Genomic DNA, 19,944 nt, shown 5'->3' with positions numbered 1-19,944 from the left:
GGCGCGATGACGACCGGGGATGCAGACGGGCGGGCGGCGGTCCGCCCCGAGATCGCGATGTCGTGGAAGCGGTCGCTGCTCAGCGGTGTCGATCCCGGTCGTGGCTTCGACGCGTCCCCGGCTGCGGACCTCGACCTGTCCGGCCGACTGCTGCGGGCCGCCAGACCGGTCCTGGACGAGGTCGGTGTGCAGATCGCGGGGACCGAGCTGTGCGTGCTGCTCGCCGATCCGGACTGCCGCATCGTCGCGCGCGTCTTCGACACCGGTGCCGTCGAACGGCGGATGGAGCGCCTCGGGGTGCTGCTCGGATCCCGGTTCGGCGAGGACCGGGCCGGGACGAACGCGATCGGGACTCCGCTCGAGGTGCGCCGAGGCATCGTGATCAACGGCGAGGAGCACTACCTCGAGCAGTTCAAGGATCTGAGCTGCTACGGGCATCCGATCATTCACCCTGTCACCCATCGAGTCGAGGGGATCCTCGACATGACATGTATTGCTCCGCAGGTGAACTCGCTGTTCGCGCCGTTCCTGCAACGGGCCGCCGCCGACATCGAACGGCGACTGCTCGAGGGTGCGAGGGCCTCGGAGCAGCGGTTGGTCGACGCGTTCCAGCGGGTGTCACCCCAGCGGCAGGTTGCGGTCACCGCGATCGGGGAGGACATCCTGCTCAGCAACAGGGCCGCACTGGACCTGTTGGACGTGGCCGACCACGCGACGCTGCGCGGACTCGCGACTGACCTGAAGGCCGACCAGTCCCGCACCGTGCAACTCGAACTCGCCTCGGGTGAAGTCGCTCGGGTGCGCGCCGATCGGATCGCGGGCACCGACGGAGGGACGCTGTTCCTCGTGCAGCCGGTGCAGCGGCAGGGCGCGCCGATTCGCCGCCGCGGCTCTCGTACGAATCCTCCTGCCGCTGAACGAGTCCGAGCGGAACTCGAGCGGCTCCGCGATACTTGCGACGCCCTGGTGGTCTACGGTGAACCCGGGTCGGGACGCAGCACCGCCGTGCAGGACATCGCGGCGACCCGGTTCGTGTATCGCCACGACGCCAGCCGAATTGCTGTGCAGGGCATCGAGTCCTGGACCCACGAGCTGGCCAGGAGTCTGCAGCGATCGGGTGAGATCGTCGTCGTCGACCACGTCCAGTTGCTGCCGGAATCCGTGCATCCCCTGGTGTCGGAGGCGATCGCGGTCGCCGACTCCCGGATCGTGCTCGTCTGCTCGCCGGAGGCGGACCTGGCCGCTCCCGTCGCCGCGTTGGTTGCACGGTGCCCCGAACAACTGGTCGTGCCGCCGCTGCGTCAGCGGTGTGCCGAGTTCCCGGAGATTTCCGGGGCCCTGCTCGACGAGATCGCGCCAGGGGTGAGGCTCACCGCGACCGCGCTCACCGCGCTGACCGCGGCGCAGTGGCCGGGGAACCTCACCGAGCTCCGGGTGGTACTGACCCAGGCGGCCCGATCGTGTGCAGGAAAGCGAATTACGTTGACGGACTTGCCCGACCGGTATCGGACGCCCGGGCGAGTCGCCAGACTCGCCGGACGGGAGCGCGCCGAACGGCAGGCGATCGTGGACGCGCTCACCGAATGTGGCGGCAACAAGGTGCATGCCGCGGAGCAGCTCGGGATCAGTCGCAGCACCTTGTACGCCCGTATCCGGGCACTCGAGATCACCACCTGAGCCTCGTCGTACCGGGTCGGGCGAACCGTCGTTCGGTCCGGCGGATGCTGAGTCACACGGTGTTCGGGCACTGTCCGAACCTTGCACAGTTAGCGGATCCGAAACGGGCGAAGTATGGCGTGCATCACACCGTCAGCTCGTAAGGAGTTCCGATGACAGCGATAGCCGACTTTCCGCTCACCGCAGGGGTTCAGGCCTTTCTCAGTGGGGGTCCGAAGAAGCTTCTGATCGGAGGCGAGTGGACCGCGGCCGCCTCCGGACGGACCTTCCCGACCTACGACCCGGCCACCGGTAATCCGCTCACCGAGGTTGCGCACGGGCAGGCCGAGGACGTCGACCGCGCGGTGCGCGCGGCTCGGGTGGCGTTCGACGACGGACCGTGGGCGTCGATGAAGCCCAACGAACGAGAGCGGCTGATCTGGCGGGTCGGCGACATCCTGTCGGAGCGCGCCGAGGAGTTCGGTCAGCTCGAGGCCCTGGACAACGGCAAGTCCGCCGGCATCGCCTCCGCCGTCGACGTGGCCTGGGCCGCAGACGTATTCCGCTACTACGCGGGCTGGGCCACCAAGATCGAGGGCAGCACCGTCAACGTGTCGATGCCGTTCGCGCCGGGTGCCCAGTTCCACGCGTACACGCTGCGCGAACCGGTCGGCGTCTGCGGTCTGATCGTGCCGTGGAACTTCCCGCTGCTGATGGCCGCATGGAAGCTGGCGCCCGCGCTGGCCGCCGGCAACACCGTGATCCTCAAGCCCGCCGAGCAGACCCCGCTCACGGCGCTGCTGCTCGGGGAGGTCTTCCAGGAGGCCGGGTTCCCGCCCGGCGTCGTGAACATCGTCAGTGGATTCGGTGATGCCGGCGCCGCGCTGTCCGCGCACGAGGACGTCGACAAGATCGCGTTCACCGGCTCCACCGAGGTCGGCAAGAAGATTGTCGACGCGGCCAAGGGCAACCTGAAGAAGGTCTCGCTCGAACTCGGCGGCAAGAGCCCGAACATCGTCTTCGCGGACGCCGACTTCGATGCCGCGGTGGAGGGTTCGCTCAATGCATGGCTGTTCAACCACGGTCAGTGCTGTGTCGCCGGCACCCGACTGTTCGTGGAGGACACGATCTTCGACGATTTCACCCAGGCGGTTGCGGATGCGGCGAGCCAGGTGAAGATCGGGCCCGGTCTCGACCCGACGACCCAGCTCGGCCCGCTGGTGTCCCAGGAACAGTTCGACAAGGTGACCGGTTACCTCGCCGCCGGCCTGGCCGACGGTGCGCGGGCACTGACCGGAGGCAAGCGCTGGGGCGAAAGCGGGTACTTCGTCGAGCCGACCGTGTTCGTGGACGTCAAACCGGAGTTCTCCATCGTGCGCGAGGAGATCTTCGGTCCGGTCGTGGCCGCGATGCCGTTCAACGCCGAATCCGGCGTCGCCGCGGCCGCGAACGACTCGATCTACGGCCTCGCCGCCGGCATCTGGACCAAAGACGTCTCCAAGGCGCACCGGACCGCGCGCCGGCTCAAGGCCGGCTCGGTCTGGATCAACCAGTACAACGGCTTCGACACGGCCATGCCGTTCGGCGGCTACAAGCAGTCCGGCTGGGGCCGCGAACTCGGTGCGGCCGGCCTCGACGCCTACACCATCACCAAGTCCGTCAACGTCGCACTCTGACCGGCCCGTTCGCAGAAGGAGAATTACATGAAGACCACCGCCGCAGTCCTGCTCGAGGCCGGAAAGCCCTTCGAGATCATGGAACTCGAACTCGACGGGCCGGGCCCGGGTGAGGTGCTGATCAAGTACACCGCAGCCGGCCTGTGCCATTCGGACCTGCACCTGACCGACGGGGACCTCCCGCCGCGCTACCCGATCGTCGGCGGGCACGAGGGCTCCGGGGTCATCGAGGAGGTCGGCCCGGGTGTCACGAAGGTCAAGCCCGGTGACCACGTGGTGTGCAGCTTCATCCCGAACTGCGGAACCTGCCGGTACTGCTCGACCGGTCGGCAGAACCTGTGCGACATGGGAGCCACCATCCTGGAGGGCTCCATGCCTGACGGGACCTTCCGATTCCATTCCAAGGGAAACGATTTCGGTGCGATGTGCATGCTCGGCACCTTCGCCGAGCGCGCGACGATCTCGCAGCACTCGGTGGTCAAGGTCGACGACTGGCTGCCGCTCGAGACCGCGGTGCTGGTCGGCTGCGGGGTTCCGTCGGGTTGGGGAACCGCGGTCAACGCGGGCAACCTGCGCGCGGGTGACACCGCCGTCGTCTACGGGGTCGGCGGCCTCGGCATCAATGCCGTGCAGGGCGCCGTCAGCGCGGGCTGCAAGTACGTCGTCGTCGTCGACCCGGTCGCGATGAAGCGGGAGCAGGCGCTGAAGTTCGGCGCCACGCACGCCTTCGCGGATGCGGCGAGCGCCGCGGAGAAGGTCAACGAGCTCACCTGGGGGCAGGGCGCGGACGCCGCACTGATCCTGGTCGGCACCGTCGACGAGGAGGTCGTCTCCGCCGCCACCGCGGTGATCGGCAAGGGCGGCACGGTCGTCATCACCGGCCTCGCCGATCCGGCGAAGCTCACCGTGCACGTGTCGGGCTGCGACCTGACGCTCAACCAGAAGACCATCAAGGGCTCGCTCTTCGGCTCGATGAACCCGCAGTACGACATCGTCAAGCTGCTGCGGCTCTACGATGCGGGTCAGCTGAAGCTCGACGAACTGGTCACCACGCAGTACCGACTCGAGGACGTCAACCAGGGATACCAGGACCTGCGGGACGGCAAGAACATTCGCGGCGTGATCGTTCACGCCTGACTGTCCGGCGACTGAGTGCCGAGCGCACCCCGCGACCCTCGCTCGAGGGCGCGGGGTGCGCGCGTCAGCGTGGACTCACTGCTCCAGAATCCGGGCCTTCTCCGCCCTGAATTCGTCGTCGTCGAGCACGCCGCTGGCGTGGAGCTCGCCGAGTTCTTTCAAGGCGGTGATGCGGTCCATCCCCGAGGTGCCGGGCTCCGGTGCCGCGTTCACGGGCTGGGGCTGAGGTGGTGGGGACTGCGGCGCAGGTTGTGCCGCCTGCTCCTGCGACGCCCACCGCTGCCCCTGGCGGCGGGACACCCGGTTGGAGACGGCGGTCGCGGTTCCGGCGATCGCGGCGGTGCGGGCAACCCCGCGGAGAAGTCCGGGCATGATGGCCTCCTTGGTTCACGGTTGGGTTTCGAGCGCATCGAGCGATGCGAGGATGCCCTGGACGGGGATACGGCCCGAGGCCACGAGCTGGGCGCCACTGTGTCGGAGCGCCGCGGCGAACGGCGCCGCCCAGTGGTTCTCGTAGACGAGAACGGCTGCCGAGCAACCCGGCTCGAGGATGGCGGCCGCCTCGTCGAGGTCTGCGCTGTCGAGCAGGCCCGAGGAGGCCTCGGCGAACACGGACACCTCGATGTCACCCTCGAATCCGAGGTCGGAGATGTCGACCCCGACGACCGAGCCGTCGGCCAGCTTGCGGACGAACGCCAGGTCCAGAACCCGCACCACGCCTCGATCCACCAGGTCGAGCAGCAGTGGCAGCGCGGAACCGTCCGGGCTCCGGTCGGCGGGAAACTCGATGACGAGATAGTCGATCGGCCCGATGTCTTCGAATGCGATGTCGTCGGTCATGGGGAACCTCTCTGGGGCCGGTGGGAGTGCCTGGCGCAGGCTGCGCGGTCGGCGGCACCACTGCAGCGCGGGCGCGGGCAACCGATTCCAGTGGCGACGCATCCGGCTCGAGTCCGGCGGTTCCGCGGTCCCGTGGAGCCGACGAGGTTCCGTCGATCATTGTCGAGCATAGTTCGGTCCGGCCCCGTCTCACTGGGCTTTCTTCGCGCAACACCCGGCAATTCCGTGCACGCGTTCGCCCACCAAATCGCCCCGACAGGCGGAGAATCGAAGTGAATCGTCATGGTGTTCCACGAAGGGAGACCGGAGATGTCGGAAAACAATTCGTCCGTCAAGAGTCAGGTCGCGGCCGGCACCTCGATCGGCGCGGCGATACTGCTGGTGACCGTCGGCGTGCTCCAGGTGTTGCAGGGAATAGCCGCGGTGGCGAAGGACGACGTGTTCGTCGTCGGTGTCTCGTACACCTACAAGTTCGACCTCACGTCCTGGGGCTGGATTCACATCGTGCTCGGCGCGCTGATCGTGCTCGTCGGACTTGCGCTCTTCACGGGGGCGAGCTGGGCCCGAATCTGTGCGATCGGTCTCGCGGCGCTGTCGCTGATCGCCAACTTCCTCTGGCTCCCGTACTACCCGTGGTGGTCTGTGCTGATCATCGCGCTCGACATCGTCGTCATCTGGGCGGTGTCGACCTGGAAGCCCGACGAGGTCGGCTGACGACCCGTCGAGTGACATGACCGATCCGCTCACCCGGGTCGACCGCGCCGAACGCGGCCGCGCTGCGCGACGCGCGGTGCCCTTCGCGGCACTGGCGGAGCACGACGGCGCGCGCCAGCGGGCGGTGCTCGACCTGCTCGAGCTGCAGGCAGCGACCCGTGTCCCGCAGCTCGTTCCCGTGCGGTACGGGCGGATGGCCAGCACCGCGTTCGCGTTCTATCGGGGTGGCGCGCGGATCATGGCCGACGATCTGTCCCACGCACCCGGTACGGGTCTGCGCACGCACCTGTGCGGGGATGCGCACATGGGCAATTTCGGCCTCTACGCCACGCCGGAGCGCAAGGTGGCGTTCGACATCAACGATTTCGACGAGACCTACCCGGGTCCGTTCGAATGGGACGTCAAGCGCCTGGCCGGCAGCCTCGCGGTTGCCGGGCGGGAAAACGGGTTCGCCGACAAGCAACGCGCACGGGTCACCCTCGCGTGCATCGCCGAGTACCGCGAGATCATGGCGCGACAGGCGGAGCGGGGAACCCTCGCGGTCTGGTATTCGCACATCGAGCCCACGGCGGAACTCGCCGAGCTACGGGACGAACTCGACACCTCGACGAGCAAGCGGATCCGGAAGGCGCTCGAGAAGTCGTCGCACCGCGACAGCGTCCAGGCGTTGGCCAAACTGACCGCGGTCGTGGAGGGCAGGCGGCGAATCAACAGCTTCCCTCCGTTGGTCATGCCCATCGAGGAGGTCTTCCCGGACGCCGACGTCAAGCTGCTCTACGCGGAGCTCCGACACCGGCTCGCGGAGTACCGGCAGACGCTACAGGCCAATCGGCGGGTCCTGTTCGATCGTTTCGAACTCGTGCAGGCCGCGCGCAAGGTGGTCGGGGTGGGTAGCGTCGGCACCAGGGCCTGGATCCTCCTGTTTCGAGGTGTCGACCAGGACGACCCGCTCTTCCTCCAGGCGAAGGAGGCCCAGCCGTCGGTGCTGGCCGGACATCTGGAGGGTCCGTCGTTCTCGAACGAGGGCGAACGCGTCGTGGAGGGGCAGCGCCTGATGCAGGCGGCCAGCGACATCTTCCTCGGCTGGCAGCAGGGACCAGGTGCCGACGGTGTTCGGCGCGACTTCTACCTGCGCCAGTTGCGTGACGGCAAGGGCTCCGCGGTGATCGACACGATGGCACCGACCGCGATGGCGTTGTACGGACGCCTGTGCGGGCGGGCACTGGCCTACGCGCACGCTCGTTCCGGTGACCGGGTGGCGATCGCCGCATACCTCGGCTCGGACACCGAATTCGACCACGCCATCGCAGAGTTCGCGGAGACCTATGCCGACCAGAATGCCCGAGACCACGCGGTGTTGCTCGAGGCCATAGCCGCAGGCAGGGTCGAGGCACGTCTCGGCTTGTGACACGGCACCGGAGAATCCCCGTCCACCACATGTACGCCTTGGGGGCAGCACATGAACAACGACCCGGGCTCACCGCCGATACCCGGCAGCGCGGCTCGCCGGTGGTGGGCCCGGTCCGCTTTCGCGGCCGCGTTCTGCGCGGCCGCGCTTCCGGTGGTGGTGGCGGGAGTACTCGCCGCGATCGCACTGCTCGTGGCTGGGGTCGGCGGCGCGGCGGTGACCGTTGCCGCGCTGTACCTGTTCCTGACCAGCCGCGGCGCGCTCCGCTGGATCGCACTCGCGGTGGCGGTCCTCAGCCCGATCGTCGTGGTGGTCCTGTTCGTGCGGGCACAGCTGCTGTGGGTCGTCCTGGTCTCGCTGGGGGTCTTCGCGCTCGCCGTCATGTGTGCTCGTATCGCGCTCGCGGACAGTCGACTCGAAGGGACACCCGAGCGGTCCGCCCCGCAGCCACGACACCCGTTCCTGGTGATGAACCCGCACTCGGGTGGCGGCAAGGTGGAGAAGTTCGATCTCGAGCGCAAGGCTCGAGCGCTGGGCGCGGAGGTCGCACTGCTGGAAGGGCCGGGCGAGGTCGACGTCACGGCGCTCGCGCGTGCGGCGGTGGACCGCGGCGCCGACCTGCTCGGTGTCGCAGGCGGCGACGGAACCCAGGCGCTGGTGGCCGCGGTGGCGGCCGAGCACGATCTCCCATTCCTGGTGATCAGCGCGGGGACCCGCAACCATTTCGCGCTGGATCTCGGCCTCGACCGTGACGACCCCGCGACGTGCCTGGACGCGTTGCGCGAGGGGGTCGAACTTCGGGTGGACCTCGGCTCGTTGAACGGGCGCACATTCGTCAACAACGCGTCCTTCGGTGTCTACGCCGAGGTGGTGCAGAGTCCGGCATACCGGAACGACAAGACCCGGACGGTGCTGCGCATGCTGCCCGACCTGATCAAGGGCCACCGGGGCGCTCGACTGGTCGTGCGAGCCGCCGGGATCACCGTGGCGGGACCGCAGGCCGTGCTCGTGAGCAACGGCCCGTACCGCACCAACGATTTGGCCGGGCTGGGCAGACGGACGAGCCTGGATGCCGGAAACCTGGGTGTGGTGACGATCTCGGTGGACAGCACACGCCAGGCAGTGGGACTGCTCAACCGCTCGCGGCAACGCGGTCTCACCCAGCAGTCCGTCCGTGCGGTGGTCGTGGACGCCGACGCGGACGAGATATCTGTCGGGGTCGACGGCGAGTCGCTGATGATCCGGACGCCCGTGCACTGTGCGATCAGGCCGGGAGCCCTGCGGGTGCGTGTGCCTCTTCATCGGCCGGGGGTGCGGACTCCGAAACCGACTCTCGACTGGGTGCGCTTGCGCGCCCTGGCGACGGGATCTCAGCCCGCGGCAGTGTCCTCGGTCAGCGAATGATCTTCTCGTACCGGCGAACCCACCGCCCTGGCGGGCACCCGGCCGGTGGCGAACAGCGCCGCGACGGCGAGTAGGGCGGTCAGCGCGAGTGCTACCCGGAGCGCGTCGAGCCGCGCATCTGCGTTGACGTCGACCACGGCGTCGGCGGCAGTGCCGGTCACGCCCGCGGACTCCAGCGCGTCCTGCAACTGGGTGGTCGACAGGAACGGAACCCCGCCGGCCAGTTCGGTGGAGGCCTGCTGCTGCACCGAGACGGGCACGGCCGGGTTGTTCTCGATACCGGCGATGACCGACGTGGTCAGGGTGGCGATCATCACCGAGCCGATCAGCGCCGTGCCGAGTGACGCACCGAGATTGGTTGCGGTGTTCTGCAGCCCGCCCACCTCGGCGCTCTGCGAGTCCGGCACGGCGGACACCGTGACGGCGCCGAGCTGCGAGGACAGCGCGCCCAGCCCGAGACCCATGAACAGCATGGGGACCATGACGACCGCGGCGTCGCTGCCGGGGGACATGCCTGCGACCAGGATCAGGATCCCGACGATCATCGACCCGAGTCCGAGCCGGACCACGCGGCGCGGATTCGCGTGCGGCAGGAACTTGGGGATACCCGCGGCGGCCAGGACGAGGGCGATCGACAGCGGCAGGATCCGCAGGCCGGTCTCTACGGCACTGAGTTCGAGTACCACGGACAGGAAGAGCGGAACCGAGAAGAAGACGCCGGCCTGAACGAGGAACTGTGCGAAGAACATCGAGAGTCCGCCCGAGAGCTGGCGGTTGCGCAGGAGCGCGGGGTCGAGCAGCGGTTGCCGGTCCGCGTTCGCCAGGTACGTCTCCCAGCGCAGGAACCCGTACATCACGATCAGCCCGGCCAGCAGCAGCCAGATGACGGGCGACAGTCCCATCAGTTGCGGCCCTTCGGGCTTGGGCAGCACCCACCCCCACTCGCTCGAGCGCAGCACCCCGTACACCAGTGCGCCCAGCCCCAACACCGACAGGCCCGACCCCACCAGGTCGAGTCGCACTCGTGACGGCGGAACGTCCTGCACCTTGCGCAGCACCGCCAGGATGGCCGCGACGATCACGACCTCGCCGGCGAAGACATACCGCCAGGACGCGAAGGTGGTGACCGCACCGCCGAGGAGCGGGCCGACGGCTACGGCCATCGCACCTGCCGCGGCCACCAGACCGTACGCGGCGGTCCGGCGCTCGGGCGGGAAGTTCGCTGCGACCAGCGACACGATCGCCGGCATGATCAGGGCCGCCCCGATTCCCTCGAGCAGAGACCAACCGAGCAGCAGCACCGTGAGATCGGGTGCCAGCGCCGTCGTCAGCGAGCCCGCTCCGTAGACGACCAGACCCAATCCGAAGGCGCGTCGGCGGCCCAGGATGGCGCCCACCTTGCCGCCGGTGATCATCAAGGTGGCCATCACCAGGGTGTACAACGTGATCGCCGTCTGGATTCCGGTGATGGTGGTACCCACGTCCGCGGCGACGGTGGCCATGGACACGTTCATCACCGAACTGTCGAGCGTCATGAGGAACTGCCCGGAGGCGAGCACCAGCAGCACGAGTCGAGAACCCGAATGCTCCCTTGCCGCGGACACAGGGGAAGTATCCCACCGGGAGGGTCGTTTTTCGGTCGAACGCCGACCACACCGGCCGGTCCAGCAGGACCCGCCGGGCGCGGACCTCATGTGTTGGAATGAGGTCGACGCGAGGAGGCCATGGTGATCGCCAACGCCGGTCGAGCCACCGCCACGATGGCCGTCCTGCTCGCCGCGCTCGCCGGATACGTGGACGCGATGGGGTTCATCGTCCTCGGCGGATTCTTCGTCTCCTTCATGAGCGGCAACTCGACCCGAGCCGCGGTCGCGGCCGTCGGCGGCGGATGGCATCCGGCCGAGGTGGGCGCCGCGGTGATCGCGCTGTTCGTTCTGGGTGTCGTGCTCGGGTCCCTGCTCGGGCACCGGGCGGCGAGTCGTCGCGGGCCCACGGTCCTGGGACTGGTTGCGGTGCTGCTGGCGTTCGCGGCGGTGGTGCATCCGTTCGCGCCGACGCAGGTGATCGTCACCGCGCTGGTGCTCGCGATGGGGGTGGAGAACACGGTCTTCGAGGGGAGCGCGCAGGCCTCGATCAGTCTGACGTACATGACCGGGACGCTGGTGAAACTGGGCCAGGGCATCGGCGGGGCGTTGACGGGCGGTCCCCGCTGGGCGTGGGTGCGATTCGCGGTGCTGTGGCTCGGGTTGGTGCTCGGTGTGGTCGCGGGCGCCGCCGTGCACCGGTGGATCGGGCTGACCGGGCTGTGGCTCGCCGCGGCCACGGCACTGGGGCTCGCAATCGCGTCGGCGCGGGTCGAGCCCCGGACGTGAGCGCGATCGTCAGCGCGGCGCGTACATGATGACCGCGACCCCGACAAGGCAGAGCAGCGCGCCCGCGACGTCCCAACGGTCCGGGCGGAAGCCGTCGAGGGCCATGCCCCAGACCAGCGAGCCGGCGACGAAGACCCCGCCATACGCGGCGAGGATCCGGCCGAAGTTCGCGTCTGGCTGGAGGGTGGCGACGAAGCCGTAGGCGCCGAGGGCCACGATCCCCAGGCCGACCCAGAGCCAGCCGCGGTGCTCGCGGACGCCCTGCCACACGAGCCAGGCACCGCCGATCTCGAACACCGCCGCGACGGCGAACAGGGCAACGGACTTCGCGACAGTCATGCCGCCCCCGGGGCCAACGCTGCGACCGTCATCTGTCGCAGGATCGTGCGCGTGCGGGTGGCCGAGGTGCGGCTCGCGGAGTGCGGTGTCGAGTTGATCAGTCCGAACGTCGCGTGCGCCTTGATCCGGGCGTCCGCTTCCTCGAGTACCGGGTCGACCTTCTGCAGGACCTGCACCCAGACCTCGACGTACCGCCGCTGGAACTGGCGTACCTGACGACGCTCCGCGGGTGGCAGGGACTCGAGGTCGCGGTCCTGGACCCGGATGAGGTCGGGCTCGCCGAGGGCGAAGTCGAGGTGGAACTCGACGAGGCCGGCGAGCGCGTCCTCCGGTGACTGCGCCGCCTCGGCCACCGCCGTGCCCCCGTCGAGCAGGCGGCGACTGATGTCGACGAGCAGTTCGACGAGCAGTGCCTCCTTGTTGGGGAAGTACCGGTAGACGGCGGGCCCACTGATCCCGACCGCGGACCCCAGGTCCTCGAGTCGGACCCCGACGAACCCGCGTTCGGCGATCAGTCGCGCCGCGGCCTGCAGCAGTTGCCTGCGCCGGTCGGCCTTCGCGCGGCTGCGTGCGGTCTGGTTCTCGGATGCCACGTCGACACCTCCCTCCGTCAAAGGATCTGGACAACTCAGTTAATCATAGTTATCTTAGATTCGGTTATCGGTGATTAACCGAATGGCATCGACCTAGCAGACGGAGCGGCGGTATGACCTTCGACGGGGATCGCAACAGGGCCGAGCACACGCGCCTGGTCGGCGAGCTGCGCGAGCGGCTGGCCACGGCCGCGCTCGGCGGCAGCGAGAAGTCGCGGCAACGGCACGTCGACCGCGGCAAGTTGCTCCCGCGGGACCGGGTGGACACGCTGCTCGACCCGGGCAGCCCGTTCCTCGAATTCTCCCCGCTCGCGGCGAACGGTCTCTACGACGACGAGTGCCCGGGGGCGGGCATGATCGCCGGCATCGGACGCGTCTCCGGCCGCGAATGCGTGATCGTCGCCAACGACGCGACGGTCAAGGGTGGCACCTACTACCCGATGACCGTCAAGAAGCACCTGCGGGCGCAGGAGATCGCGCTGCAGAACAACCTGCCATGCGTCTACCTCGTCGACTCCGGTGGCGCCTTCCTGCCCCGGCAGGACGAGGTGTTCCCGGACCGCGAGCACTTCGGCAGGATCTTCTACAACCAGGCGACCATGAGCGCCAAGGGAATTGCGCAGATCGCATCGGTGATGGGTTCGTGTACCGCAGGCGGCGCGTACGTGCCCGCGATGAGCGACGAGGCCGTGATCGTGCGCAACCAGGGCACCATCTTCCTGGGCGGTCCGCCCCTGGTGAAGGCGGCGACCGGTGAGGTCGTCACGGCCGAGGAGTTGGGCGGCGGCGACCTGCACTCGAAGGTCTCCGGCGTCACCGACCACCTGGCCGAGGACGACCAGGACGCGCTCCGGATCGTGCGGAACATCGTCGCCACCCTCGGCCCGCGCACCGAGCGACCGTGGGACGTGCGGGAGACGGTGGATCCGGTCGCCGACCAGGCCGAGCTGTACGACGTCGTCCCCACGGACCCGCGCACCCCGTACGACGTGCACGAGGTGATCACCCGGCTCGTCGACGGTGGCGAGTTCCAGGAGTTCAAGGCCGAGTACGGCAAGACCCTGGTCACCGGTTTCGCGCACATTCACGGGCATCCCGTCGGCATCGTCGCCAACAACGGCGTGCTGTTCGCCGAGTCCGCGATGAAGGGGGCGCACTTCATCGAGTTGTGCGACAAGCGCAGCGTCCCGCTGGTGTTCCTGCAGAACATCGCCGGCTTCATGGTCGGCCGCGACTACGAGGCCGGCGGCATCGCCAAGCACGGCGCGAAGATGGTGACCGCGGTGGCCTGTGCGCGGGTGCCGAAGCTGACGGTCGTGATCGGCGGTTCGTACGGCGCGGGCAACTACTCGATGTGCGGCCGTGCGTACTCGCCCCGCTTCCTGTGGATGTGGCCCAACGCCCGCATCTCGGTGATGGGCGGTGAGCAGGCCGCCCAGGTGCTCGGCGCCGTCGGTTCCGGCAACGACCCGGACGAGATTCGTGCCCAGTACGAGACCCAGGGCAACCCCTACTATTCGACCGCCCGACTGTGGGACGATGGAATCATCGATCCCGCCGATACCAGAACTGTTCTCGGACTGGCACTTTCGGTGTGCGCGCAGGCGCCGATCGAGCCGGTCTCCTACGGCGTCTTCCGGATGTGAGTGAGATGACTTCGACACTGTTCGACACGGTCCTGGTCGCGAACCGCGGTGAGATCGCGGTCCGCGTCATCCGCACCCTGCGCGCGATGGGCATCCGCTCGGTCGCCGTCTACAGCGAGGCGGATGCCGGTGCCCGGCACGTTCGTGAGGCCGACGCCGCGGTGCTGCTCGGTCCCGCCGCCGCGCGCGAGAGCTATCTCGACATCGGCAAGGTCGTCGACGCGGCGCGGCGCACCGGCGCCCAGGCAGTGCATCCCGGCTACGGATTCCTGTCCGAGAACGCGGAGTTCGCGGCCGCGCTCGAGGCCGCAGGCATCGCCTTCCTCGGACCGTCCGCCCGCGCCATCGAGGTGATGGGCGACAAGATCACCGCCAAGAACGCGGTCGCGGCGTTCGAGGTGCCGGTGGTACCCGGGATCGCCCGGCCCGGGCTGACCGACGACGAACTGATCGCCGCCGCCGAGGACATCGGCTACCCGGTGCTGGTGAAGCCGTCCGCAGGCGGCGGGGGCAAGGGCATGCGCCTGGTCGAGGAACCCGGCAAGCTGGCCGACGCGCTCCTCAGTGCGCGCCGCGAGGCGGCGTCGGCGTTCGGCGACGACACCCTGTTCCTGGAGCGGTTCGTGTTGCGGCCCAGGCACATCGAGGTGCAGATTCTCGCCGACAATCACGGCAACGTGGTCCACCTCGGTGAGCGCGAGTGCAGCCTGCAGCGCCGCCACCAGAAGGTGATCGAGGAAGCGCCCTCGCCGCTGCTCGACGCGCAGACCCGGGCCCGGATCGGTGAGGCGGCCTGCAACACCGCCCGCAGCGTCGACTACTCCGGCGCCGGCACCGTGGAGTTCATCGTCTCCGCGGACCGACCCGACGAGTTCTTCTTCATGGAGATGAACACCCGCCTGCAGGTCGAGCACCCGGTCACCGAGATGGTCACCGGTGTCGACCTGGTCGAGTGGCAGGTCCGGGTCGCGGCGGGAGAGAAGCTCACCCTCGCCCAGGACGACATCACGATGACCGGGCACGCGATCGAGGCCCGGGTATATGCGGAGGACCCCGCCCGCGGGTTCCTGCCGACCGGCGGCACCGTGGTGGACCTCGCCGAGCCGACCGGTCCCGGTGTGCGCGTCGACTCCGGCCTGCGCATCGGAACGGTCGTCGGCAGCGACTACGACCCGATGCTGTCCAAGGTGATCGTGCACGCAGCCACTCGCGACGCGGCACTACGCGGCCTGGACCGGGCGCTCGCCGACACCGCGGTGCTCGGTGTCGTCACGAACATCGACTTCGTGCGGTTCCTGCTCGCCGATCCGGACGTGATGGCGGGCAATCTCGACACGGGACTGCTCGATCGCCGCCTCGAGCACTTCGTGGCGCCCGAGCCGACCGACGCCCAGGTGGTCGCGGCAGGCACCTACCGCTGGCTGACGGGGTGGCCGCGAGCCGCGGCGGACCCGTGGGCCGTGCCGAACGGATGGCGGGTCGGTGGCGCCGTGCCGACGAGCCTCCGGCTCGCGACCGCGACGCGTGCCGAGCACGTTCGGATCACCGGACGGCCGGAGTCGGCGACAGTGGCGCTCGAGGACGGCGAATCTCGCTGCCTGACCGCCTCGTTGACCGGCGACGAACTGCGCATGACCCTGGACGGCCGGCACGAGACGTACCGGGTCGCCGAGCACGACGGGCACCTGTGGCTGGCGTCCCCGTCGGGCATCGCGATGGTCCGGGAGGTCGCCGAGGTCAACGTCCGTGTCGGTGACGCGCACGCCGGTGAGGCCGAACTGACCAGTCCGATGCCCGGAGCCGTCATCGCCGTCGGTGTCGAGTCCGGCGCGACCGTCACCGCGGGCGCGACCGTCGTGGTCGTCGAGGCGATGAAGATGGAGCACTCCCTGACCTCGCCGATCGACGGCACCGTCGAACTCCTGGTCGCAGCGGGCGACCAGGTGAAGGTCGACCAACTGCTGGCCCGAGTCGTACCCACCGAAACCACCATCGAGACCGAGACGAAGGACGCCGCGTCATGACCGAGTACCTGTCCACCGGAGAGCTGCCCGACGAGTACCAGCAGCTGGCGAAGGCCGTTCGGGACTTCGCGCAGAGCGTCGTCGCGCCGGTCGCCGCCGAGCACGACGCGAACCACACCTTCCCGTACGAGGTCGTCGCAGGCATGGCCGACCTCGGCCTGTTCGGATTGCCGTTCCCCGAGGAGTACGGCGGGCAGGGCGGCGACTACTTCGCGCTCTGCCTGGCGCTCGAGGAACTGGGCAAGGTCGACCAGTCGGTGGCCATCACCCTCGAGGCGGGCGTCTCACTCGGTGCGATGCCGATCTACCGCTTCGGCAACGAGGCGCAGAAGCAGGAGTGGCTGCCGCAGCTGACGAGCGGAAAGTCGTTGGCGGCCTTCGGCTTGACCGAACCCGGCGCGGGCAGCGACGCCGGCGGCACCCGGACCACCGCCCGTGAGGACGGCGAGGACTGGGTGATCAACGGCAACAAGCAGTTCATCACCAACTCCGGCACCGACATCACCAAGCTGGTCACCGTCACCGCCGTCACCGGGGTGAAGGAGGGTGGCAAGAAGGAGATCTCCACCATCCTGGTGCCCACCAGCACACCGGGATTCACGGCCGAACCCGCCTACAACAAGGTCGGCTGGAACGCCTCGGACACGCACCCGCTGACGTTCCAGGACGTGCGCGTGCCCCGGGAGAACCTGCTGGGCGAGCGCGGCCGCGGCTACGCCAACTTCCTGCGCATCCTCGACGAGGGACGGATCGCCATCGCCGCACTGAGCGTGGGCGCCGCCCAGGGCTGCGTCGACGAATCGGTGAAGTACGCCAAGGAGCGCGAGGCGTTCGGCAAGCCGATCGGCGCCAACCAGGCCATCGCTTTCAAGATTGCCCGGATGGAGGTGCGTGCGCACGTCGCCCGCACCGCCTATTACGACGCCGCCGCGCTCATGTTGGCGGGCAAGCCCTTCAAGAAGCAGGCCTCCATCGCCAAGCTGGTCGCCAGCGAGGCGGCGATGGACAACGCGCGCGACGCCACGCAGATCTTCGGCGGCTACGGCTTCATGAACGAGTACCCGGTGGCCCGCCACTACCGGGACAGCAAGATCCTCGAGATCGGCGAGGGCACCACCGAGGTGCAGCTGATGCTCATCGCTCGTGAGGCGGGGCTGTGACCACCGGCGGGGCGAGCGAAGCGACGGGGGATAGGACCGAACCCGCCAGAAGGGTTGTCCAACGGGGACTCTGGTTCGAGGAGTTCGAGACCGGCGTCGTCTACGAACACCGCCCCGGCCGCACCGTCACCGAGGCCGACAACGTTCTGTTCACCACGCTGACGATGAACACCCAGGCGTTGCACCTCGACGCCGCGTTCAGCGACGCGCTGCCGCCGTTCAACGCGCGGCTGGTGAACTCGATGTTCACGCTCTCCACCCTGGTCGGGCTCTCGGTCACACAGCTCACCCAGGGCACGATCGTGGGCAATCTCGGATTCTCCGAGATCGCCTTTCCGAAGCCGCTCTTCCACGGGGACACGCTGTACGCGGAGACCGTGATCACCGACAAGCGCGAGTCGAAGAGCCGTCCGGGTGAGGGCATCGTGACCTTCGCTCACACCGGACGCAACCAGCACGGCGACGTCGTCGCGACCGCAGTCCGGAAGACGTTGGTGCGCAAGCGCCCCGACCCGACGGAGGAATGACGTGGAGACCTCATCTCCCGACCGTTCCGCAGGCCCCGCTCTGTGGACACCGCCCGGGCCTGCCTGGCTGTTCTGCCCGGCGGATCGGCCGGAGCGTTACGCGAAGGCGGCGGCGGTGGCGGACGTCGTCATCCTCGACCTCGAGGACGGTGTCGGTCCAGCGGACAAGGATGCGGCGCGACGCGCACTGGTGGACAACCCGCTGGACCCGGAACGCACGGTGGTGCGGATCAACGCGGCGGGGACCGAGGACCAGGCCCTCGACCTGGCCGCGCTGTCGCGGACGCGGTACCCGCGAGTGATGCTGCCCAAGTGCGAATCGGCCGAGCAGGTGCGCTCCCTGGCGCCCCGTGAGGTGATCGCGCTGATCGAGTCGCCGGCAGGTGCGCTCAGTGTGGCCGAATCGGCCGAGGTCGCCAACGCGATCGGGGTGATGTGGGGAGCGGAGGACCTCGTCGCGGCGCTGGGCGGCAACTCCAGCCGGCACGAGGACGGTTCGTACCGCGACGTCGCCCGGCACGTCCGGTCCGTGTCGCTGCTCGCGGCCAAGGCGCACGGACTCTTCGCGCTGGATTCGGTGTACCTGGACATCGGGGACCTGGACGGGCTGCGGGCCGAGGCCGACGACGCGGTAGCGGTCGGGTTCGACGCGAAGGTGGCGATCCATCCGAGCCAGGTCGCGGTGATCGGGGCGGCGTACGAGCCGAGCGAGGACGAGATCAATTGGGCGCAAAGGGTTCTCGCTGCGGTGTCGGACCAGCGTGGAGTCTTCGCGTTCGAGGGAAAGATGGTGGACGCCCCGGTCCTCCGGCACGCCGAGGCAATCGTGCGGCGGTCCGGCGCCGCCGGGACCGCCACCGAGAACGGAGGGAATCGATGAGCAAGGTCTGGGCGAGCGCGGCCGACGCGGTCTCCGACGTCGCCGACGGGTCCACCCTCGCCGTGGGCGGATTCGGCCTGTGCGGCATCCCCTCCGACCTGATCGGCGCACTCGCCGAGCGCGGTGTCGGCGGCCTCGAGGTGTACTCCAACAACTGCGGGGTCGATGACTTCGGTCTCGGAATCCTGCTCTCCGCAGGACGGATTCGGCGGGTCACCGCGTCCTATGTCGGGGAGAACAAGGAGTTCGCGCGCCAGTACTTGTCGGGGGAGCTCGAGGTGGAGCTGACCCCGCAGGGGACCCTCGCCGAGCGGCTGCGTGCCGGTGGGGCCGGGATCCCGGCCTTCTTCACTCCCGCCGGAGTGGGCACGCCGATCAGCGAGGGCGGACTGCCCTGGCGCTACAACGTAGACGGTTCCGTCGCCATCGCCTCCCCGCCGAAGGAGACCCGTGTGATCCGCGGCAAGACATACGTGCTCGAGGAGTCGATCGTCGCCGACTACGCGCTGGTGCACGCCGAGATCGGCGACACCGAGGGCAATCTGGTGTTCAGCAAGACCGCGATGAACTTCAACCCGCTGGCCGCGATGGCGGGCCGGGTCACCGTCGCGCAGGTCGAGAAGCTGGTCGAGCCGGGCGAGATCGATCCCGCACAGGTGCACGTGCCCGGGGTGTTCGTCCAGCGCATCGTGCACACGGGGCAGCAGGACAAGCGAATCGAGAAGCGGACGGTGTCGGCATGAGTTGGTCACGTGAGCAGATGGCGCAGCGCGCCGCCGCGGAGATGGTCGACGGCGAGTACGTCAACCTGGGAATCGGTCTGCCGACCCTGATCCCGAACTACCTGTCCGACGGGGTCAAGGTGGTCCTGCACTCGGAGAACGGCATCCTCGGCACCGGACCGTACCCCACCGAGGACCGGGTCGATCCGGACCTGATCAACGCGGGAAAGGAAACGGTGACCGTCAATCCTGGTGCGGCGTTCTTCGATTCGGCGTTGTCGTTCGGGATGATTCGCGGTGGACACATCGACACCGCGGTTCTCGGTGGCATGCAGGTCTCCCGCAGTGGGGACCTCGCCAACTGGATGGTGCCCGGCAAGATGGTCAAGGGCATGGGTGGCGCCATGGATCTGGTACACGGTGCCCGGCGGGTCATCGTGGTCATGGAACACACCGACCGTGACGGCGACGCGAAGATCGTCGATCGATGCACGTTGCCGCTGACTGGGCGTGCGGTGGTGCACCGCATCATCACGAACTTGGCCGTCATCGACGTCGACGGCGAGAAGTTGATCCTTCGCGAGCTCGCTCCCGGGGTGACCGCCGAGGACGTCAGGGCCGCGACGGCGACCGAACTGGTCGTCGATACCGCCGTCATCGTGAACGAATCGAGGGAGATCAATGTCTGAGTCCACCAGTTCTGTCATCGTCGCCGGAGCCCGCACCCCCGTGGGCAGGCTCCTCGGATCGTTGAAGGACTTCTCCGGGTCCGATCTCGGCGGCATCGCGATCAGGGGTGCCCTCGACAAGGCGGGTGTCGCGCCGGAGCAGGTGCAGTACGTGATC

General features: G+C 68.7%; 19 protein-coding genes and 1 pseudogene. 15 read left to right on the top strand and 5 right to left on the bottom strand.

From position 1 onward, the window contains the following. Positions 1 to 6 precede the first annotated feature (6 nt). The 3 genes from ACFVH2_RS24160 to ACFVH2_RS24150 all read left to right on the top strand — a co-directional run bounded on the left by ACFVH2_RS24160 (position 7) and on the right by ACFVH2_RS24150 (position 4,469). Positions 7 to 1,677 carry a sigma-54-dependent Fis family transcriptional regulator gene (locus ACFVH2_RS24160; RefSeq protein ID WP_378421458.1) on the top strand — a complete coding sequence of 557 codons (1,671 nt, stop codon included), beginning with the start codon at positions 7 to 9 and terminating at the stop codon, positions 1,675 to 1,677. Between the two features lie 152 nt (positions 1,678 to 1,829). Next, positions 1,830 to 3,332: an aldehyde dehydrogenase family protein gene (locus ACFVH2_RS24155; protein ID WP_378421456.1), complete on the top strand. Its 1,503-nt coding sequence runs from the start codon at positions 1,830 to 1,832 to the stop codon at positions 3,330 to 3,332. A gap of 27 nt (positions 3,333 to 3,359) precedes the next feature. Next, positions 3,360 to 4,469 (top strand): NDMA-dependent alcohol dehydrogenase, encoded by a 1,110-nt coding sequence (locus ACFVH2_RS24150; RefSeq protein ID WP_378421454.1) that lies wholly within the window; start codon positions 3,360 to 3,362, stop codon positions 4,467 to 4,469. Positions 4,470 to 4,544: 75 nt separating this feature from the next. On the opposite strand, the gene ACFVH2_RS24145 is transcribed toward ACFVH2_RS24150, so the two are convergent. After that, positions 4,545 to 4,841, bottom strand: a complete 297-nt coding sequence (locus tag ACFVH2_RS24145; protein ID WP_378421452.1) for an SHOCT domain-containing protein — start codon at positions 4,839 to 4,841, stop codon at positions 4,545 to 4,547. A 15-nt stretch (positions 4,842 to 4,856) separates the two neighbouring features. Further along, entirely contained in the window at positions 4,857 to 5,309 is a 453-nt protein-coding gene (locus ACFVH2_RS24140) for a DUF6325 family protein (protein WP_378421450.1), read from the bottom strand. A 309-nt stretch (positions 5,310 to 5,618) separates the two neighbouring features. Here ACFVH2_RS24140 and ACFVH2_RS24135 point away from each other — a divergent pair, with 309 nt between their 5' ends. From ACFVH2_RS24135 to ACFVH2_RS24125, 3 genes are read left to right on the top strand one after another with little or no spacing between them, the layout of a single operon-like run. Next, positions 5,619 to 6,023 (top strand): hypothetical protein, encoded by a 405-nt coding sequence (locus ACFVH2_RS24135; protein WP_378421448.1) that lies wholly within the window; start codon positions 5,619 to 5,621, stop codon positions 6,021 to 6,023. A 16-nt stretch (positions 6,024 to 6,039) separates the two neighbouring features. Then, positions 6,040 to 7,431: a DUF2252 domain-containing protein gene (locus ACFVH2_RS24130; protein ID WP_378421446.1), complete on the top strand. Its 1,392-nt coding sequence runs from the start codon at positions 6,040 to 6,042 to the stop codon at positions 7,429 to 7,431. A 51-nt stretch (positions 7,432 to 7,482) separates the two neighbouring features. Next, positions 7,483 to 8,835, top strand: coding sequence for a diacylglycerol/lipid kinase family protein (locus tag ACFVH2_RS24125; protein WP_378421444.1), 1,353 nt, complete (start codon positions 7,483 to 7,485; stop codon positions 8,833 to 8,835). Here ACFVH2_RS24125 and ACFVH2_RS24120 read toward each other — a convergent pair. Next, positions 8,802 to 10,439 carry an MFS transporter gene (locus ACFVH2_RS24120; RefSeq protein WP_378421441.1) on the bottom strand — a complete coding sequence of 546 codons (1,638 nt, stop codon included), beginning with the start codon at positions 10,437 to 10,439 and terminating at the stop codon, positions 8,802 to 8,804. The genes ACFVH2_RS24125 and ACFVH2_RS24120 overlap by 34 nt on opposite strands. Before the next feature lie 120 nt (positions 10,440 to 10,559). Between ACFVH2_RS24120 and ACFVH2_RS24115 the strand changes: the two genes are divergently transcribed. Continuing rightward, entirely contained in the window at positions 10,560 to 11,207 is a 648-nt protein-coding gene (locus ACFVH2_RS24115) for a YoaK family protein (protein ID WP_378421439.1), read from the top strand. Between the two features lie 9 nt (positions 11,208 to 11,216). Here the strand turns inward: ACFVH2_RS24115 and ACFVH2_RS24110 are convergent, their stop codons facing one another. After that, positions 11,217 to 11,546 (bottom strand): YnfA family protein, encoded by a 330-nt coding sequence (locus tag ACFVH2_RS24110; protein ID WP_378421437.1) that lies wholly within the window; start codon positions 11,544 to 11,546, stop codon positions 11,217 to 11,219. Beyond that, positions 11,543 to 12,160: a TetR/AcrR family transcriptional regulator gene (locus tag ACFVH2_RS24105; protein WP_378421435.1), complete on the bottom strand. Its 618-nt coding sequence runs from the start codon at positions 12,158 to 12,160 to the stop codon at positions 11,543 to 11,545. The genes ACFVH2_RS24110 and ACFVH2_RS24105 overlap by 4 nt, the downstream gene beginning before the upstream one ends. 92 nt (positions 12,161 to 12,252) lie before the next feature. On the opposite strand from ACFVH2_RS24105, the gene ACFVH2_RS24100 reads away from it, so the two are divergent. The 8 genes and pseudogenes from ACFVH2_RS24100 to ACFVH2_RS24065 form a co-directional block, all read left to right on the top strand. After that, the gene (locus ACFVH2_RS24100) at positions 12,253 to 13,785 is read left to right on the top strand and encodes a carboxyl transferase domain-containing protein (protein WP_378421433.1); all 1,533 of its coding nucleotides are present in this window, start codon (positions 12,253 to 12,255) and stop codon (positions 13,783 to 13,785) included. Between the two features lie 5 nt (positions 13,786 to 13,790). After that, positions 13,791 to 15,809, top strand: coding sequence for an acetyl/propionyl/methylcrotonyl-CoA carboxylase subunit alpha (locus ACFVH2_RS24095; RefSeq protein WP_378421431.1), 2,019 nt, complete (start codon positions 13,791 to 13,793; stop codon positions 15,807 to 15,809). Continuing rightward, positions 15,806 to 16,969: an acyl-CoA dehydrogenase family protein gene (locus ACFVH2_RS24090; protein WP_378421429.1), complete on the top strand. Its 1,164-nt coding sequence runs from the start codon at positions 15,806 to 15,808 to the stop codon at positions 16,967 to 16,969. Before ACFVH2_RS24095 ends, ACFVH2_RS24090 begins: the two co-directional genes overlap by 4 nt. After that, on the top strand, positions 16,966 to 17,496 hold the full coding sequence (locus tag ACFVH2_RS24085) for a MaoC family dehydratase (protein ID WP_378421427.1): 531 nt from the start codon (positions 16,966 to 16,968) through the stop codon (positions 17,494 to 17,496). Before ACFVH2_RS24090 ends, ACFVH2_RS24085 begins: the two co-directional genes overlap by 4 nt. A 1-nt stretch (position 17,497) precedes the next feature. Then, positions 17,498 to 18,376 carry an HpcH/HpaI aldolase/citrate lyase family protein gene (locus ACFVH2_RS24080; protein WP_378421425.1) on the top strand — a complete coding sequence of 293 codons (879 nt, stop codon included), beginning with the start codon at positions 17,498 to 17,500 and terminating at the stop codon, positions 18,374 to 18,376. Further along, positions 18,373 to 19,119, top strand: coding sequence for a CoA transferase subunit A (locus tag ACFVH2_RS24075; RefSeq protein WP_378421423.1), 747 nt, complete (start codon positions 18,373 to 18,375; stop codon positions 19,117 to 19,119). Before ACFVH2_RS24080 ends, ACFVH2_RS24075 begins: the two co-directional genes overlap by 4 nt. Continuing rightward, positions 19,116 to 19,787: a CoA transferase subunit B gene (locus tag ACFVH2_RS24070; protein WP_378421421.1), complete on the top strand. Its 672-nt coding sequence runs from the start codon at positions 19,116 to 19,118 to the stop codon at positions 19,785 to 19,787. The genes ACFVH2_RS24075 and ACFVH2_RS24070 overlap by 4 nt, the downstream gene beginning before the upstream one ends. Next, a pseudogene (locus tag ACFVH2_RS24065) lies at positions 19,780 to 19,944 on the top strand (acetyl-CoA C-acyltransferase); the annotation flags it as partial. The gene ACFVH2_RS24070 and the pseudogene ACFVH2_RS24065, both read left to right, overlap by 8 nt.

It is taken from the genome of Rhodococcus sp. NPDC127527 (genome assembly GCF_042672245.1).
Lineage (GTDB): Bacteria > Actinomycetota > Actinomycetes > Mycobacteriales > Mycobacteriaceae > Rhodococcus_G.
The sequence above is the reverse complement of the archived record's forward strand: the minus strand, read 5'-3'. Positions and strand labels throughout refer to the sequence as shown.

What these genes read in the sequence shown, in the direction of transcription:
- ACFVH2_RS24070 (WP_378421421.1), top strand. Translation starts at nt 19,116, where the DNA reads ATGAGTTGGTCACGTGAGCAGATGGCGCAGCGCGCCGCCGCGGAGATG.
- ACFVH2_RS24150 (WP_378421454.1), top strand. Translation starts at nt 3,360, where the DNA reads ATGAAGACCACCGCCGCAGTCCTGCTCGAGGCCGGAAAGCCCTTCGAG.
- ACFVH2_RS24075 (WP_378421423.1), top strand. Translation starts at nt 18,373, where the DNA reads ATGAGCAAGGTCTGGGCGAGCGCGGCCGACGCGGTCTCCGACGTCGCC.
- ACFVH2_RS24135 (WP_378421448.1), top strand. Translation starts at nt 5,619, where the DNA reads ATGTCGGAAAACAATTCGTCCGTCAAGAGTCAGGTCGCGGCCGGCACC.
- ACFVH2_RS24160 (WP_378421458.1), top strand. Translation starts at nt 7, where the DNA reads ATGACGACCGGGGATGCAGACGGGCGGGCGGCGGTCCGCCCCGAGATC.
- ACFVH2_RS24130 (WP_378421446.1), top strand. Translation starts at nt 6,040, where the DNA reads ATGACCGATCCGCTCACCCGGGTCGACCGCGCCGAACGCGGCCGCGCT.
- ACFVH2_RS24145 (WP_378421452.1), bottom strand. Translation starts at nt 4,841, where the DNA reads ATGCCCGGACTTCTCCGCGGGGTTGCCCGCACCGCCGCGATCGCCGGA.
- ACFVH2_RS24110 (WP_378421437.1), bottom strand. Translation starts at nt 11,546, where the DNA reads ATGACTGTCGCGAAGTCCGTTGCCCTGTTCGCCGTCGCGGCGGTGTTC.
- ACFVH2_RS24115 (WP_378421439.1), top strand. Translation starts at nt 10,560, where the DNA reads ATGGTGATCGCCAACGCCGGTCGAGCCACCGCCACGATGGCCGTCCTG.
- ACFVH2_RS24155 (WP_378421456.1), top strand. Translation starts at nt 1,830, where the DNA reads ATGACAGCGATAGCCGACTTTCCGCTCACCGCAGGGGTTCAGGCCTTT.
- ACFVH2_RS24125 (WP_378421444.1), top strand. Translation starts at nt 7,483, where the DNA reads ATGAACAACGACCCGGGCTCACCGCCGATACCCGGCAGCGCGGCTCGC.
- ACFVH2_RS24095 (WP_378421431.1), top strand. Translation starts at nt 13,791, where the DNA reads ATGACTTCGACACTGTTCGACACGGTCCTGGTCGCGAACCGCGGTGAG.
- ACFVH2_RS24140 (WP_378421450.1), bottom strand. Translation starts at nt 5,309, where the DNA reads ATGACCGACGACATCGCATTCGAAGACATCGGGCCGATCGACTATCTC.
- ACFVH2_RS24100 (WP_378421433.1), top strand. Translation starts at nt 12,253, where the DNA reads ATGACCTTCGACGGGGATCGCAACAGGGCCGAGCACACGCGCCTGGTC.
- ACFVH2_RS24090 (WP_378421429.1), top strand. Translation starts at nt 15,806, where the DNA reads ATGACCGAGTACCTGTCCACCGGAGAGCTGCCCGACGAGTACCAGCAG.